The organism is Streptomyces sp. NPDC003011, assembly GCF_053591515.1.
This window is the reverse complement of record NZ_JBSFTY010000136.1, coordinates 1-16,553: the sequence shown is the minus strand read 5'-3', so window position 1 is coordinate 16,553 and position 16,553 is coordinate 1. Positions and strand designations below refer to the sequence as shown.

Here is a 16,553-nt window from a genome sequence, read left to right as displayed (position 1 = left end):
CCCAGGGCCGCAGCCAGTCCCGGTTGCGCCGGTTGACCTCGCGCCAGGCCCGCTGGTCGCGCATCTTTATCGGCCTCAGGACGACATCGCCGTCCCGCCAGGCCGGAAGGACACCGAGGCGCTGGGTGGTCTCGCCGGCGCGCAGCGCGGCCCTGGTGTGCAGACTGAGGCAGTACGCGCAGGTGTTGATCTGGGACACCCGGATGTTCACGAGCTCGACGAGCAGGCGGTCCAGCCCCGCCGCGGCGGCGACGCCCCGCACCGCCTCGGCCGTGGCGTTCAGGGCGCGGTACGCCTCGGGACTCTGCTTGTCGACGAAGACCCGTACGCCGGTGGCCGCCGCTGCCGTATCTGTCACGTGTGCACTCCTCGATCACGATCTCTCGCTGATCGTCCTATCACGCGTCGAGGACCCCGGTCGCGCCGGGAAGGCGGGCCGGGGTCCGTCGAGCGAGCGCGCCGCACGGCACCGGGTGCCGGCCCGGGCGGACCGGTGTCAGCTGTCCGGGACTCCGTCGATCTTCACATCGCCCCGGCGGTACAGGTCGTTCACCCGTGCGACGTCGCTGCCGCCGAGCCCCACGCCGGCGGTCCACCAGCTGTTCGTTCCGGCGGCGAGCGCGGTGGCGGCCAGGGCGAGTGCGGAACGACCCAGCGGGTTCTCCACGTGGGGGCCCCTGAGACGGATGGCGCCGGTACGCACGGTTCAGCAGGTCGCGGAGGCGGGCAGTCCGCCGTACTCGTTGCCCTTGACGCGGTGTCGCCGGCGCTCGGCCGGCACGCGGCACGACAGGGAGGGGTGGGGCTCCGGGGTCCCTGGCAGATGTCAGGGAGCGCGCCGGGTCAGCGGCACCCGTGTGCGGGAGCCGGCGGTGCCGCCGCCTTCGACGCGCCGGACGGGGACGGCGGGGCGATGCGCCGGGGCAGCAGCGCGAGATGCTCCTCGTGCACCAGGTTGAACCGCAGCGCCAGGGTCACCAGATCCTCCCGCTTGGCGCCCACCCGTCCGCCGTCCTTCGGGCCGTGCGCCGTCAGGTCGTCCTCGTGGACGGTCCGCAGCCGGAGCTTCGCGGAGGTCAGATAGTCGATGTGGTAGTTCACCGCCGAGCGGGTCAGGTCGCGGCACGACTCCAGGGGACGCAGCCGCTCCACGATCTCCCCGGGGCCGGGCAGGGCCGCGCCGGAGGAACTGCGCAGCCGGGGCTCGCACAGCGCGACCAGCACCAGGAAGTACTTCGACGTCGGGTCGAGGGAGAAGGGACTGATGGTCCGCTCCCCGAGGTCGGGGCCCGCGCCGTCCTGCGCGTACGCGTGCTGCGGCGCGAAGACCTTGAAGGCCGTGGTGCCGTCCAGAGCGGGCAGCACCACCCGGGAGAACTCGAACGGGATGGGCGCGCCGAGCCGGCCCGGCGCGACCTTGACGTACTCGCCGGCTCCTTCGAGGTTCTCCACCGCGTACGTGGAGTTGGCGCTGAAGTTCGACAACCGCCAGAAGTCACCGGCGGCCTCGATGAGTCCGGCGTGACGCGACACACCCGGATCGGTCAGGACGATGGCCGGTGTGCGGCCGGGCGCTCCCCGGCCGAAGTCCTTCGTCTCACCGGGCCCCATGTGGAGAAGCCGCGGCTTCCGGTGAATTCCTCTGTGCGCGGCCGGCGTTTCGTCGGGCAACTGCACGATGACGGTGTCCATAAGACGCTTCCCCCGTATTCCCCGTCGTGGTCGTCGGGAATTCTAGAGGCTTCGCCGTTCATTCCGGAGCGCCGGAACAGGTCGTTCTCCCCGCGCTTGCACCCCGCCGCGCGCCCGCCCCGGCAGGCCCCGGACACCCGGACGCTTCGGCACCGACGGAACCCCGTCCCACCGGCGAGGATCCGCTCACGTGGGCGTGCCGCGAGGACCAGCCGTCGCCGTCGCTCTCGCGGCGATCGGAAGCGGCCCGCTGGATTCGCCCGGCCCCGTCGCGGACTCGGCGCCTAACCCCCGCTCGTCCGCGGCGGTTTCGGTGGCCGAACAGTGGCCGAATACGCGAGGGGACTCCTCCGGGATCTCCGGGTATACCGACCCGCCGGAACTCCGTGCCGCCGTGACGTACCCGCGTGAGCGCGTCCGCGGGAATACCGTCTGATCATTCAGGAACACGGTGCGGGACGTCCTGGGGGACCGCCGGCTCCGCGACTACCCGGCCACCGACCGCAGATACGCGCCGAGACGGGCGATCGCCGACGGGTTGCGAGGACTCTCGACCAGGTCGACGTAGTCGAGGACGAAGATCCGCCGGTGCCGGACCGCGGAGACGCCCCGCAACGGCGCGTAGGAGAGCAGGAACTCCCGCTTCTGCTCGGCACTCACGTTCCCGTAGTCGCAGATCACGATGACGTCCGGATCCCGGCGCACGACGCTCTCCCAGCCGACGGTCGTCCAGGAGTCCGCCACGTCGCCCATGACGTTGGTTCCGCCGGCCTCGGTGATGATCTGCTCGGGGGCGGCGTAGCGGCCCGAGGTGAAGGGCTGGTCCTGGCCGCTGTCGTACAGGAAGACCTTCGGCCGTGCCGCGCCCTGCGGCGCCTTCGCCCGGACGTCGGCGATCCGCTTCCTGGAGTCGGCGATCAGCGCGGCCGCGCGCCTCTCGACACCGAACAGCTTCCCCAGGTTGGTGAGGTCGGCGTACAGCGCCTGAAGGGGCGGCATGATCCCGCGCGAGCTCTCCGTCCGGCCGTTGCGGCAGGACTCGGTCAGGACGTACGACGGGATGCCGAGCTTCTCCAGCGCGTCCGGCGTGAAACCGCTGTCGTCGCGGAAGCCGTAGTTCCAGCCGGCGAACACGAGATCGGCGCGCGCGTCGAGCACCACCTCCTTGGTCAGCTGGTCCTTCGACAGCCACGGCACCTTGTCGTAGCCGTCCTTCCAGGGCACCCCGCTCAGGTCGCCCTTGTCGTCGGGCATCGCGAACCCGGCCATGCGGTCCTCCAGGCCGAGCGCGAACATCAGCTCGGTGATCCCGACGTCATTGGTGACCACGCGCTCGGGAACCTTGTCGTAGGTGACCTTCCGGCCGCAGTTGGTGAGCGTGACCGCGGCGGACTTCGCGTCCTTCGACGACGACTCGACCTCCGCTCCGCACCCGGAGGCGGTGACGGTCGCGACGAGACAGAGGGCGGCGGCGAGCAGCTTGCGCATGATCGAGTCCTTTACGGGGCGGTGGTCGGGAGCCGGTCGAACAGGAGCTGGACGGCACCGGTCTGCGGGTGCCGTACGGGATGCGCGCGCACCCCGAACACCTCGGCGAGCAGGTCCGGCCGGAGCACGTCGTGCGGCGGGCCGGAGGCGACGATCCGGCCGCCGGACAGCACGTACAGCACGTCGCAGTGCGCGGCGGCCAGGTTCAGGTCGTGCAGCGCCGCGAGCACCGTCAGTCCGCTCGCCCGGACCAGGGACAGCACGTCCAACTGGTGCGCGACATCGAGGTGGTTGGTGGGTTCGTCGAGCACGAGCACCTTCGGCCGCTGGGCGAGCGCCCGGGCGATGAGCACCCGCTGCCGCTCCCCGCCGGACAAGGCCAGGAACCCCCGCCCGGCGAGATGACCGACACCGGTGCGGTCCATGGCGTCCGCGCACACCCGCCGGTCGTCGGCGGCCGTACGGTCCCGGTGCGGCAGCCGGCCCATGGCGACCACCTCGGCGACGGTGAAGTCGAACTCGGACGACGACTCCTGCGGCAGCGCGGCCAGCATCCGGGCCGCCTCCCGGGCAGGCAGGGCGCGCACGTCGTCGCCGTCCAGCCGCACCGCCCCCGCGTCCGGCCGCAGCGCCCGGTACACACAGCGCAGCAGGGTCGACTTGCCGCTGCCGTTCGGGCCGACGAGGCCGACGAACGCCCCGCTGTCCACGGTGAGCCGGACGTCGTCGACGAGCCGGCTCCCGGCGATGTCGACCGTCACGCCCGCGAGATCGAGCCTCATGGTCACCGACCTCCGAACGCGTAGCTGCCGCGCCGCATCAGCAGCAGGAAGGCGGGCACCCCGACCACCGCGGTGATCACTCCGACGGGCAACTCCGCGGGCGCCAGCAGGAGCCGGGAGAGCACGTCCGCCCACACCAGCAGCACCGCCCCGGCGAGCGGAGCCACCGCGAGCACCCGCCGGTGGTCGGCGCCGACCAGCATCCGCACCACGTGCGGCACCATCAGCCCGACGAACCCGATGGCGCCGCTGACCGCGACCACGGTCCCGGTCACGGCCGCGGTGACGAGGAACAGCTCCCGGCGCAGCCGCCCCGGCGGGACACCCAGCGCGGCGGACGTCTCGTCGCCCATCGCCAGTGCGTTGAGCGCCTCCGCCCGCACCCGCAGCCACCCCCACCCGGCCGTCACGGTCACCGCGGCGAGCGGCACCTGGACCCAGGTCGCGCCGCCCAGGCTGCCCAGCAGCCACATCATCGCCGAGCGGGCCGCCTCGCCGCGGGCCGCCCCGAACACCATCACGGTGGTGAGGGCCTCGAAGCCGTACGCCAGCGCCGTCCCGGTCAGGATCAGCCGCAGCGGAGTGAGCCCCTGCGGCGACCGGGCCATCGCGTACACCAGCGCCATGGCCGCGAGCGCCGACCCGAACGCCGACACGGACAGCGCCCACACCCCGAGCCCCGCGAACGCGCCCAGCAGGATGACCGCGTTGGCGCCCACCGCCGCACCCGAGGAGATGCCCAGCACGAACGGATCGGCGAGCGCGTTGCGGACCATCGCCTGCACCGCCACACCCACGGTCGCCAGCCCCGCCCCGACGACGGCGCCGAGCACGACCCGCGGCAGCCGGATCTCCCAGACGATGGTGTACGAGGCCACGTCGACGCCGCGCACCGTCCCGCCGGTCACCCCGGCCCACAGGAATCCGAGCACGTCGCCCCAGCCGATCCCCGCCGCGCCCAGGCCCACGCCGCACACCAGCGACACGAGCAGGAACAGCGTCAGCCCGAGGACAAGGGGCAGGACGGACACCGGTCTTCGGCCGCGGCGCGCGGCGACGGCGGGGGCGACGGCGGGGGCGGGGGACGGGCTTCGCTGCACGGTCGGGCGGTCCTTCGCCTGGGGCCGCCTGAGAACGTCAAGGAGGCAGCCCGGACGGCGCGCACGCCGCGCGGTCCCCTCTCGCAGTCCACGGCGAGCAGTGAAAACGGGTCGCGACCTCACCGTGGGCAATCGGGCTCGCGGGACGGACCACCAGGTCCCTCACGCACACCGCTGCGGGTCAGCGCCGGACTCTCACCGGCTTCCCCCACGGGAGGCTCGGGGAGCGTAACAAACAACGTGGCGGGAGAGGCGTCGAGGGCTTTCGCGCGGGGGTCCGGCGGTCCGTGACGGAGCCGCGCCGCTCCCGACACCGGTCGGCGGAAGGGAAGTTTGCTGTGTGGCAGGCGCAAACCCGGGCAGCAGCTGTGACGTGCGCCGGTGACCAGGACGGCGCGCGAAGGTCGGGAGAAAGGCGCCAGTGTGGTCGAGCAGAGGGCCGAGGAGTCCGTCGCGAACCTGCCCCGCCAGGTCAGAGAGGACCTGACCCGAAGGCTCCGCCGGAACGGACGCGCCTTCCGCGAGGAGGACGTCCAGGTCGTCGAACGACCGCTGCTGCGGCGGGCGGTGGGAGCCTCCTCGCTCGGCAACTGCATGGAGTGGTTCGACTTCGGTGTCTACAGCTACCTCGCCGCCACCATCGGGAAGGTGTTCTTCCCGGGCGCCTCACCGGCGGCGCAGGTGATCGCGTCCTTCGGGACCTTCGCCGCGGCGTTCGTCGTCCGCCCCCTCGGCGGCCTCGTCTTCGGCCCGCTGGGCGACCGTATCGGCCGGAAGAAAGTGCTCGCCGCCACCATGATCATGATGGCGGCCGGCACCTTCGCCATCGGACTGATCCCCGGGTACGCCACCATCGGCATCGCCGCGCCGGTCCTCCTGCTGCTCGCCCGGATGGTCCAGGGCTTCTCCACCGGCGGTGAATACGGTGGCGCCACGACCTTCGTCGCCGAGTACTCCCCGGACCGCCGCCGCGGATTCCTCTCCAGCTGGCTCGACTTCGGGACCTTCACCGGTTACGCCCTCGGCTCCGCGCTGGTGACCGTGCTGAACCTGCTGCTGACCGACGCCGAGATGCTCTCGTGGGGGTGGCGCGTCCCGTTCCTGATCGCCGGGCCGCTCGGTGTGATCGGCCTGTACATGCGGCTGAAGCTGGAGGAATCCCCGGCCTTCCAGCAGCAGTTGGACGCACACGAGAAGAACGTCGCCGATCAGTCGGCGGGCGGCGAGCTGCGGGCCGTCGTCAGGGACCACTGGCGGCCCCTGCTGGTCTGCACGGGTCTGGTGCTGCTCTACAACGTGACCAACTACATGGTCACCGGCTTCCTGCCGACCTACCAGACGGAGACGCTGCACCGTTCGAGCGGCTCCGCCGACGCGCTGGTGCTGACCGGCATGGTGTGGATCGTGCTGCTGATCACCTTCCTCGGCCGGCTCAGCGACCGGGTCGGCCGACGGCCCCTCTACGCTGTCGGGGCCGCCGCGATGATCGTCCTCGCGGTCCCGTCCTTCCTCCTCATCAAGGCGGACGGGACCTGGGCACCGATCCTCGGCGTGCTGATCCTCTCCACCCTGCTGGCCTGTTTCGCCGCGCCGAGCGCCGCCACCCTGCCCGCCCTGTTCCCGACCGCGGTCCGCTACGCGGCCATGGGCATCGGCTTCAACTTCGCCGTCGCCGCCTTCGGCGGCACCACCCCGCTGGTGACCGAGGCGCTGATCAGCGTCACCGGCGACGACATGGTGCCCGCGTACTACCTGATGCTGGCGGGCGTCATCGGGCTGGTGACGGTGAGGTTCCTGCCGGAGAGCGCGCAGGTGCCGCTCAGCGGATCGCAGCCCATGGCCGGTTCGCGGGAGGAGCGCCGGGAACTGATCAGCGTGTCCACGGACCTGTACCACGTCGAACGCAGGCACACCGGAGTCCGCTGACCGGGCCCCGCGCCGGGCCGGGCCGGAACCGTCTCCCGGCGGTCGTCGTGCCTCAGCGGGCCCCTCCCGCCTCGAACCGGTCATCGCTGTGAAGCGGTGACACCCGGAGCACGGTCCGGGCTGCGGTATGATTGATCCAGATCGCGGCGCCGGACTACCGGTGTCCGACGGTGCGTTGGTGGTCCAAGGAAAGACGTCCCGCTTCCTGCGGGGAGATGCAGGTGCAAGGCCTGCCCGGCGCTCGATCGTGAACCCCGTTCCGCAGCACGCGGAGCGGGGTTCACGTATGTCCGGCGTCTCGTCGTGAACGGCGTGCGGGCGCCGCTTCCCAGGACCGAGGCCCTCACCCCCGCTCCGCCGCGCACCGAAGATGTGCACTGCATTCGAGACAACCTGGCCGGAGAGCAAGGTGCGGACCTCGCCCGGGCGGTGCCCTTTCCGCAGGGTGTCCGACAGTGCGGACGGATACCGGAGCGTGTGAATGAGTCAGTTCCGGAATTCCATGCGTTCTGCCGGTTGATTGTTCAACGGGCGCGCTGCGACAATCCCCTCCCGGCCGCGTCGCCACCCCCCGACGTAAGGGCCGGTCGCCGAACAAGGCCCTCAGCCCACCGGAATTCGCATCACGCGCATGTCGGATTCAGGAGTCCCCCACACAGCCGCACGGAGTATGACTCGGTGTGCTTCCGCGCGCCCGCGAGCTGAACGGACGACAGCTCGGAAAGAGTCGGGTGCGCGGCATGAAGCAGCAGAGAAGGTGCGTTTTGTCACGGCATTCCCCACAGTTCGGCGGACCGCCGCCCTTTCCCGCGACGCCCCCCGAGCGGCCGGAATCCCGATCGGTGTCCCACGATCCCGCGTATCGGGCCCTCCGCCGCGCCCACCGCCGCTTCGGGGTGCGGGCGACGGCCGCCGCCGTCGGCGGATTCCTCCTGTACGTCCTGCTGTCCAGTTTCGTACCCGGCCTGATGAACCGTGCCCTGAGCGGCCATTTCACGCTCGGACTGGCCCTGGGGCTCGGGCAGTTCGTGCTGATGGCTGTGATCGTGTGGCGTTACATGGTGCACATGCGCACCCGCGTCACACCGGTGGCCCGCGGTCTGCGCGGACTCGCCCGCCACCACGAGGAGGCCGTGGCGCGAGGCCGAGCGGCGGCCGAGCGGCCCGTGGCCCCCGGCGCGGGGGAGTACCGCCCGTGGTGACGACCGGCGCCGCGGTCGTGGACCGCTTCAGCCTGCAACTGACGCTCGTGCTCTTCCTGTCCGTGGTCGTGGTCACGCTGTTCACCGCCTTGCTGACCGCGCCGCAGCGCGACGAGATCAGCGAGTTCTACCTCGGCGACCGCACCATGAGCCCGCTGCGCAACGGGCTGGCGATGTGCGGGGACTACCTGTCGGCCGCGACCCTGCTGGGCAGTACCGGCCTGGTCGCCCTGACCGGCTACGACGGACTGCTGTACCTGTGCGGCACCGCCGTCGCCTGGATGATGGTCCTGCTGCTGATCGCCGAACCCCTGCGCAACGCGGGCCGGTTCACCCTGGGCGACACGCTGGCGCTGCGCCTGCCGCGCGGACAGCGGCCGGTACGGCTGGCCCTGGCCCTGTGCACGCTGGCCATCACCGTCCTGTACCTGGTCGCCCAACTCGTCGGCAGCGTCGCCCTGCTGACCCAGTTCACCGGTGAGCCGAGCGCCGCCACCCGCACCCTGTGCGTCGTCGTCATCGGCACCATCGTCATCGTGTACGCCGCCATCGGCGGAATGCCCGGGGCCACGTTCATCCAGATCATCAAGGCCGTGATGCTGATCTCGGGGGTCACCGTGACCGCCGTGATGGTGCTGCACCGCTTCGACTGGAACGTCGACGCCCTGCTCGCCGCCGCCGCGGACAACAGCGGGAAGGGCACACGGTTCCTGGAGCCCGGGCTGCGCTACGGCGCCAGCACCACCAGCAAACTGGACTTCTTCAGCCTGCAGTTGGCCATCGTGCTCGGCCTGGCCGCGCTCCCGCACGTGATGATGCGGCTGCTCGCCCCGAAGTCGGGCGGTGTCCTGCGCTCCTCGGTGGTGTGGGCGATGGGTCTGGTCAGCCTGGTCTGCCTGGCCGCCGGCATCCTCGGTCTGGGCGCCGCCGCCATCGTGGGCAGCGACACCATCGCCGAGACCGACCGCAAGGGCGACGCGGCCGTCCTGCTGCTGGCGCACGCCCTGGGCGGCGGTGTCCTCACCGCTCTGCTGTCCTGCCTGGCCTTCGTCACGCTCCTCGCGGTCGCGGCGGGCCTCACCCTGGCCGCGGCCTCCTCCCTCGCCCACGACCTCTACGGCGAGGTGATCCGCAAGGGCCGGGCGAAGCAGACCGAGGAACTGGCCGTCGCCCGGCTCGCGGCGGTCGTCATCGGCGTCCTCGGCATGCTGCTCGCGCTGGTCTCCTGGGGCGCCAACACGGCCACGCTGGCCTTCCTCGCCTTCGCCATGGCGGCGTCCGCGATCCTTCCGACGCTCGTCTACACCCTGTTCTGGCGGCGCTTCACCGCGCAGGGCGCCCTGCTCAGCCTCTGCGGCGGCCTGCTGTGCTCGGTGCTGCTCGTCGTCTTCTCCCCGGTCGTGTCCTCCACCGCGTCCTCGTTCTACCCGTCCGCCGACTTCGCGTGGTTCCCGCTGCAGAACCCCGGCCTCGTCTCCATCCCGGCCGGTTTCCTCCTCGGCTGGCTCGGCTCGGTGCTGAGCCGGCCCGAAGCACCGGACGTCTACGAGGACTTCGAGGTCCGTACCCTCGTCGGCGCCGAATAGAGGTCTTCGGCAGGTATGGCCCGAGAAGTCCGATGGGCAACTGGGCCGACTTCTGGTGATTCCCGCGCTTCCTTGGAATCAGGTGGCGAATGTGTGGAGTTTTCGTTCGCCACTCATGCCGAGAAAGTGTGCGGGGTGTGCGGCGTGAGTCCGAAAAGCCGCGCGATCCGGCGAAGGCTTGCGGCAGGATCTCTCGTGCAGTAGTTAGGTGAATCATGAATCTGTTCAGCCGTGGCACCGCGTTCCGTCGCCAGGAGCCCGCCGTCGCTCCCCAGACCCCCACCCGCTCACCGGCCGCCCCCGCCGCCGTCCTCCCGAATCCCCATCTGGCGGCTCTGACCGGAGAATGGGTCATCGACCCGGCACACAGCAGGATCGGCTTCTCCGTGCGGCACGCCATGGTGACCACGGTGCGCGGAGCCTTCACGGAATACCAGAGCCGTCTCTACTTCGACGGCCGTGACCCGTCCCGCTCGCAGGCGGAGATCATCCTGAACACCGCGAGCGTCGACACCGGTGTGGAACAGCGCGACGCCCATCTGGTGGGCCGCGACTTCCTGGACGCGAGATCGTATCCGCGGATGCGCTTCACCAGCACCGGCGTGGACGTCGCGGAGGCCGACGTCTACCGCATGACCGGCGATCTCACGATCAAGGAGATCACCCGGCCCGTCGTGCTGGAACTCACCTACATCGGACACGTCACCGACCCCTTCGGCTACGAGCGGGTCGGCTTCGACGGAACCACCACGATCAACCGCTCCGAATGGGGTCTGACGTACAACTCCAAACTGGCCGAAGGCGGCGCCATGGTGAGCGAGAAGGTGCGTCTCCAGTTCGACATCGCCGCCATCCGCACCCTCCCCGCCGGCTGACCGGGCAGGCGGTACGCGGGAGTTCCGGAGCGGCGCCGGGTCGCCTCGGAGGGCGAGGGCGGAACCAGGCGCCCGGCGCCCGACAGACGCGGGCGTCCCCACGGCCCGCGCCGGGCGCGGATGCCGTCCCGGTGCTCGGAGGTGTCCGGGGGTCATCAGGTCAACCGTCCCGGACCCTTGACTGGGAGTGCGCCAGTCGCGATCCTCGTCCACATATCTTGCGCCGGTCATGACAACCCCCACGGGCGGTCGAAACGCCCTGTCGACCGCGCGATCCCCCCGACCGAGGGACGTGGGCAGTGACCATGACCGAACGCCCGTGCCGCAGACGCAAAGACGTCACCGTGGTGTCGCTGCTCCTCCTCGTGCTGGCCATGACCCTCGGCCCCACGCCGAGTTCGGCGGCCGGCACCGACTGGTGGGTCCCCACCGCCCGGCCCGCGCCGGACTCGCAGATCAACGTCACCGGCGAGCCGTTCACCGGCACCGACGCCCAGGGCGACGTACGCGGGTTCGTCGACGCGCACAACCACCTGTTCGCCAACGAGGCGTTCGGCGGGCGGCTGATCTGCGGCAGGACGTTCTCCCCTGCCGGTATCGCCGACGCGCTCAAGGACTGCCCCGAGCACTACCCCGACGGATCGCTCGCGATCTTCGACTACATCACCAACGGCGGCGACGGCCGGCACGACCCGGTCGGCTGGCCCACCTTCAAGGACTGGCCCGCCCACGACTCGCTCACCCACCAGCAGAACTACTACGCGTGGGTGGAGCGCGCCTGGCGCGGCGGCCAGCGCGTCCTCGTCAACGACCTCGTCACCAACGGCGTGATCTGCTCCGTGTACTTCTTCAAGGACCGCGGCTGCGACGAGATGACGTCGATCCGCCTCCAGGCGAAGCTGACGTACGACCTCCAGGCCTACATCGACACGATGTACGGCGGCCCCGGCAAGGGCTGGTTCCGGATCGTCCTCGACAGCGCGCAGGCCCGCAAGGTCATCGAACAGGGCAAGCTGGCGGTCGTCCTCGGGGTGGAGACCTCCGAGCCGTTCGGCTGCAAGCAGATCCTGGACATCGCCCAGTGCAGCAGGGCCGACATCGACGCCGGGCTCGACGAGCTGTACGGGCTGGGCGTGCGCAGCATGTTCCTCTGCCACAAGTTCGACAACGCGCTGTGCGGGGTCCGCTTCGACGAACACGGCCTCGGAACGGCCATCAACGTGGGCCAGTTCCTGTCGACCGGCACCTTCTGGAAGACGGAGAAGTGCACCGGCCCGCAGAAGGACAACCCCATCGGGGGCGCCGCCGCACCCGGGGCCGAGAAGGAACTCCCGGACGGCGTCGAGGTCCCCGACTACCAGGCCGACGCCCAGTGCAACGTCCGCGGGCTGACCGACCTCGGCGAGTACGCGGTGCGCGGCATGATGAAACGCAAGATGATGCTGGAGATCGACCACATGAGCGTCAAGGCCACCGGCCGGGTGCTCGACATCTTCGAGGCCCAGTCGTATCCGGGCGTGCTGTCCTCGCACAGCTGGATGGACATCGACTGGACCGAGCGGGTCTACGCCCTCGGCGGCTTCGTCGCCCAGTACATGCACGGCTCCCAGGAGTTCAGCGCGGAGGCGAGGCGCACGGACGCCCTGCGCGACAAGTACGGCGTCGGCTACGGCTACGGCACCGACATGAACGGCGTCGGCGGCTGGCCGGCCCCGCGTGGCGCGGACACCGCGAACCCGGTGACGTACCCCTACCGCAGCGTCGACGGCGGCTCCGTCATCGACCGCCAGACCACCGGCGAGCGCACCTGGGACCTGAACACCGACGGGGCCGCGCACTACGGCCTGGTCCCGGACTGGATCGAGGACATCCGGCTCGTGGGAGGCCAGGGCGTGGTGGACGACCTCTTCCGCGGGGCGGAGTCCTACCTGGGCACCTGGGGCGGGACGGAGCGGCACCAGGCCGGCGTCGACCTGGCCAAGGGCGCGCCGGCCACGGCGAGTTCGGCGGAGTCCAACCCGTTCACGAGCTACGCGCCGGGCCGGGCCGTGGACGGTGACACGGGCACCCGCTGGGCGAGCGACTGGAGCGACGACCAGTGGCTGCGGATCGACCTGGGCGCCAGCCACCGGGTCGGCCGCGTCACACTCGACTGGGAGCGCGCGTACGGCAGTTCGTACCGCGTCGAGCTGTCCACTGACGGTGTGAGCTGGCGGACGGCCTGGTCCACCGCCGCCGGCGACGGCGGCTTGGACACGGCCCGCTTCGCCGGGACACCGGCCCGCTACGTCCGCGTCCTCGGCCTGGACCGCGGCACCGACTGGGGATACTCGCTGCGCGAGGTGGGCGTCCACAGCAGCTGACGCCGGGCAGGCCGGGACGAGTACGGGGGAGACGAGTACGGGGGACACGCACATGGCGCGGATGGCGTCGGCCGATCGGCGCCGGCAGCTGACGGAGGCGGCGATCAGGGCGATGAGCCGGGACGGTGTCGCGAAGACGACGACCCGGTCCATCGCCGCCGAGGCGGGCGTGTCCCTGAGCGTCTTCCACTACTGCTTCGACTCCAAGCAGGCCCTGATCGAGTCCGTCATCACGGCCCTCACCGACCACTCCGTGACCGTGGTGAAGGAGGCCATCCGCCCCCGGGCCACCCTGGAGGAGACCGTCCGGGCCGGCTTCCAGGCGTACTGGGACCATGTCCGCGCCCACCCCGACGAGCACATGCTCACCTACGAACTGACCCAGTACGCCCTGCGCCAGCCGGGGTTCGAGCATCTGGCACGACGCCAGTACGAGCTGTACGGCGACGCGTACGCCGACCTCATCGGCGAGCTCGCCCGGACCACGGACTTCCAGCTCGGCGTCCCCGTCGCCGTCCTGGCCCGCTACCTGGCCGCCATGACCGACGGACTGACCCTCAACTACCTGGTGCTCGGCGACGCCGCGGCCTGGACCGACATCCTCGACACGGTCACCGCCCACATCACCGGCCTGGTGAACTCCGCATAGCCGGCCTCTGCCACCCCCCTCCCCGGCCCGGCCGCCGGCGCGGCGGCAGGGCGGCGAGGCGGGCGTCGAGCAGGCCGGAGACGATCCGGTGGTCGTTGCCGGAACGCTCCCACGGGAGGTCCTGGCGAAGGCGCCCCCTCCTTCGGGCAGCCGTCGACCCCTCACGAAAGCACCTTCGCACCAGGCACCGCGCCACCGCGTGAGATCGTTGGCTCGCCGGTGCCCAGAGCGCCGGTCCGCCCGCCCGGGCCGCAGCGGTGCCACCGATGCCGGGTGCCGGGCCGGCGGACCGCACCGACCACGGAGGGGGAGGCAGGGCAGGCCCCGAAGCACACGGGGAGACCCAGGGCGCCGCGCACGCGGAGCACGGGGATCCCAGGGACCGCCCGACGCATCATGAACACGACCCGAACGGCAAGCGAGGCGAAGCCGGACGGCTCCGGCAGACGTGTCCTGTCGGCGCGGACGCTGGCCCGGCTCGCGCTGCTGTGCGTCGCCGGCGCCGTCGCGGCAGTCGTGGCCGGCGCCGGATCCGGCCGGTGGCCGGTCCTGCTGCTGGGCCTGGCCGGACTCGCCCTGGCCGGCGCGGGCATCTGGTGGGCCCTGGCACACCGGGGCGTGGCGCGCCTGCTCGGCGCCCTGCTGGCGGTGGCCGCGCCGGTCGGCGTCCTGGTGCTGTACGCCGTGTCGGACCTGTGGGTGATGGCGGTGGCCGCGCTCGCGCTGTGGACGGCGGCGCTGGCCTGCGCCCGCAGCGCGCTGCGCCGGCTGCGCAAGCCGCACGGCATGCGCTCCCGCCCGGTCCGGCCACCCCGCCAACCCGTACTGATCATGAACCCGCGGTCCGGGAACGGGAAGGTCGGCCAGTTCGGGCTGGTGGAGCGGGCCGAGGCACTCGGCGCCCGGGTGCTGCTGCTCGACCTCGACGCCGGCACGGACCCGGTGGCCCTGGCCCGGCGGGCCGTGGCCGAGGGCGCGGATCTGCTCGGCGTGGCGAGCGGCGACGGCACCCAGGCCCTGGTGGCGGGGGTGGCCGCCGAGCACGGCCTGCCGTTCGTCGTCGTGGCCGCCGGGACCCGCAATCACTTCGCCATGGACCTGGGCCTGGACCGGGACGACCCGGCGAGCGGCCTGGACGCCCTGTCGGACGGCGTGGAACTCCGCGTCGATCTCGGCGACGTGGCCGGGCGGCCGTTCGTCAACACGGTCTCGTTCGGGACGTACGCGGAGATAGTGCAGAGCCCCGACTACCGCGACGCCAAGGCGGCCACCGCGCTGGACCAGCTGCCGGACCTGCTGGTCGGCGACGCCGGCACCTCCCTGGAGGTGCGGACGGACGACGAGCGCCTGCACGACCCGCAGACGCTGCTGGTGAGCAACAACCCCTACGTCCGGGCCGACCCCCTGGGCGGCGGGCGGCGGCCACGGCTCGACGGGGGCACGCTCGGGGTGATCGCGGTCCGGGTGGACAGCGCGGCGCAGGCCGCCGAACTGGCGCTGCGCGGTGAACGGGCCGGCAGCATCACGGCCCTGACGTCGCGTCGCGTGGTCGTCGAGGCCGACGACGCGCTGGTCCCGGTCGCCGTCGACGGTGAAGCGCTCACCCTGCCCCCGCCCGTCGTGTGCACGGTACGGCCGGGCGTCCTGCGGGTGCGGGTGCCCCGACAGCGCCCCGGCGCCCCGTACGCCGCCCCGTCCGTCGACTGGCGGCGGGTCGTCCGCCTCGCGCTCGGCCGGGACCCACTCTCATCACGGAAGAACCAGGAGCACAGCGATGCCTGACCGTCCGCTGCGGGAACCCCGGGCACGCCGGGGTCTGATGCGTGACCTCGCCGCCCTCGACCAGGCCCTCTACGAGGCCGTCACGGTCACCAGAACGCCCGCCCTGGACGCCGCCCTGCGGCAGCTGTCCGCGGCGGCGGACCACTCCAAGATCTCGTTCGCCGCCGCCGGCCTTCTCGCCCTGTGCCCCGGCCGGCCGCGCCGTGCCGCCGTGCTCGGGCTCGCGGCGGTCGGTGTCGCCTCGTCGACCGCCAACCTCCTCGGCAAGCGGCTCGTCCGCCGGCCGCGGCCGCATCGGGCCGAGGACTCGCCGTTCCCGGTGCGGCACGTGCCGATGCCCGCGTCGGCTTCCTTCCCCTCCGGCCACACGGCCTCGGCCGTCGCCTTCGCCGCGGCGGTCGGACCCGCGTTCCCCGCCGCCACGGTCCCGCTCGGCCTGCTGGCCTGCGCGGTGGGCTACTCACGGATCCACACCGGCGTGCACTACCCGGGCGACGTCGTCGCCGGCGCGGTCCTGGGCACCGGCGCGGCGGCCGCGGTCCTCGCCGCCGCCCGCTGGCAGGGCTGAGCGAGGTCGCGTGCCGGGGCGGTCGGCGGGATGCCGGGCGGCGGGATGCCGGGCGGCGGGACGGGCGCGTCGGGATTCCGGATCCGGGATTCCGGATCCCGGTGGTCCGCCCGGTCAGGTCCCGGGTGCGCAGGGGTTCGGTCGTCACGACACGGTGGACGTCCGTGGTGCCGGCCCTGGCGGTCGTCCTCCCGGTCCTCACCTGGAGGCGGGACCTGCCCGGCGCGGTCGTGGCACTGGTGACACCGGTCCTCGCGGGATCCGTCCTGGCCGCGCTGCTTCTTCCGTACGGTGGCCGAGTCCGGGGCGGGACGGACACGCCTGCCTGGTGAACAGGGCCCGGTAACAGCCGGCCGACGCGGGTGGCGCGGCGGCCTCGTCGAAGGCGCGCGGCTCGTGAGCGCAGGCCGTGGGCACGGTGAGGCGACGGCGGCCGGCCCGGGCCCCCCGTGGACGCACGGCGGACCGCCCGGTGAGGCGACGGTTCCCGATCCCGACCCCGTGACCCCGGAGGACGTCCTGTGACCGCGCCTGCCTTCG

Annotated in this window: 14 protein-coding genes and 1 riboswitch; of the genes, 8 read left to right on the top strand and 6 right to left on the bottom strand. The window is 72.0% G+C overall.

The window, feature by feature from the left end; translation table 11 throughout:
- The 6 genes from ACWD0J_RS39170 to ACWD0J_RS39145 form a co-directional block, all read right to left on the bottom strand.
- The coding region (locus ACWD0J_RS39170; protein WP_451500641.1) for a carboxymuconolactone decarboxylase family protein at positions 1–358 on the bottom strand (358 nt) is incomplete at its 3' end.
- 138 nt (positions 359–496) lie between these two features.
- Positions 497–667 carry a hypothetical protein gene (locus ACWD0J_RS39165; RefSeq protein ID WP_451500640.1) on the bottom strand — a complete coding sequence of 57 codons (171 nt, stop codon included), beginning with the start codon at positions 665–667 and terminating at the stop codon, positions 497–499.
- Positions 668–843: 176 nt separating this feature from the next.
- On the bottom strand, positions 844–1,692 hold the full coding sequence (locus ACWD0J_RS39160) for a serine/threonine protein kinase (protein WP_451500639.1): 849 nt from the start codon (positions 1,690–1,692) through the stop codon (positions 844–846).
- Between the two features lie 486 nt (positions 1,693–2,178).
- On the bottom strand, positions 2,179–3,180 hold the full coding sequence (locus ACWD0J_RS39155) for an ABC transporter substrate-binding protein (protein WP_451500638.1): 1,002 nt from the start codon (positions 3,178–3,180) through the stop codon (positions 2,179–2,181).
- Between the two features lie 11 nt (positions 3,181–3,191).
- Complete coding sequence (locus ACWD0J_RS39150) at positions 3,192–3,962, bottom strand: ABC transporter ATP-binding protein (RefSeq protein WP_451500637.1); 771 nt, start codon at positions 3,960–3,962, stop codon at positions 3,192–3,194.
- A gap of 2 nt (positions 3,963–3,964) precedes the next feature.
- Positions 3,965–4,993, bottom strand: coding sequence for a FecCD family ABC transporter permease (locus ACWD0J_RS39145; RefSeq protein WP_451500642.1), 1,029 nt, complete (start codon positions 4,991–4,993; stop codon positions 3,965–3,967).
- A gap of 195 nt (positions 4,994–5,188) precedes the next feature.
- Positions 5,189–5,271, bottom strand: a riboswitch (cobalamin riboswitch).
- 214 nt (positions 5,272–5,485) lie between these two features.
- On the opposite strand from ACWD0J_RS39145, the gene ACWD0J_RS39140 reads away from it, so the two are divergent.
- From ACWD0J_RS39140 to ACWD0J_RS39105, 8 genes are all read left to right on the top strand, one after another.
- Positions 5,486–6,988: an MFS transporter gene (locus tag ACWD0J_RS39140; protein ID WP_451500636.1), complete on the top strand. Its 1,503-nt coding sequence runs from the start codon at positions 5,486–5,488 to the stop codon at positions 6,986–6,988.
- Positions 6,989–7,830: 842 nt separating this feature from the next.
- Positions 7,831–8,190: a DUF485 domain-containing protein gene (locus tag ACWD0J_RS39135; protein ID WP_451500635.1), complete on the top strand. Its 360-nt coding sequence runs from the start codon at positions 7,831–7,833 to the stop codon at positions 8,188–8,190.
- Entirely contained in the window at positions 8,184–9,776 is a 1,593-nt protein-coding gene (locus ACWD0J_RS39130) for a sodium/solute symporter (protein ID WP_451500634.1), read from the top strand. The genes ACWD0J_RS39135 and ACWD0J_RS39130 overlap by 7 nt, the downstream gene beginning before the upstream one ends.
- 215 nt (positions 9,777–9,991) lie before the next feature.
- Positions 9,992–10,651 carry a YceI family protein gene (locus ACWD0J_RS39125; protein ID WP_451500633.1) on the top strand — a complete coding sequence of 220 codons (660 nt, stop codon included), beginning with the start codon at positions 9,992–9,994 and terminating at the stop codon, positions 10,649–10,651.
- A gap of 305 nt (positions 10,652–10,956) precedes the next feature.
- Positions 10,957–13,014, top strand: a complete 2,058-nt coding sequence (locus tag ACWD0J_RS39120; protein ID WP_451500632.1) for a galactose-binding domain-containing protein — start codon at positions 10,957–10,959, stop codon at positions 13,012–13,014.
- A gap of 52 nt (positions 13,015–13,066) precedes the next feature.
- A complete protein-coding gene (locus tag ACWD0J_RS39115; RefSeq protein ID WP_451500631.1) occupies positions 13,067–13,663 on the top strand; it encodes a TetR/AcrR family transcriptional regulator in 597 nt (198 codons plus the stop codon).
- A 396-nt stretch (positions 13,664–14,059) separates the two neighbouring features.
- Positions 14,060–15,445: a diacylglycerol/lipid kinase family protein gene (locus tag ACWD0J_RS39110; RefSeq protein WP_451500630.1), complete on the top strand. Its 1,386-nt coding sequence runs from the start codon at positions 14,060–14,062 to the stop codon at positions 15,443–15,445.
- Positions 15,438–16,013: a phosphatase PAP2 family protein gene (locus ACWD0J_RS39105; RefSeq protein ID WP_451500629.1), complete on the top strand. Its 576-nt coding sequence runs from the start codon at positions 15,438–15,440 to the stop codon at positions 16,011–16,013. Before ACWD0J_RS39110 ends, ACWD0J_RS39105 begins: the two co-directional genes overlap by 8 nt.
- Positions 16,014–16,553 lie beyond the last annotated feature (540 nt).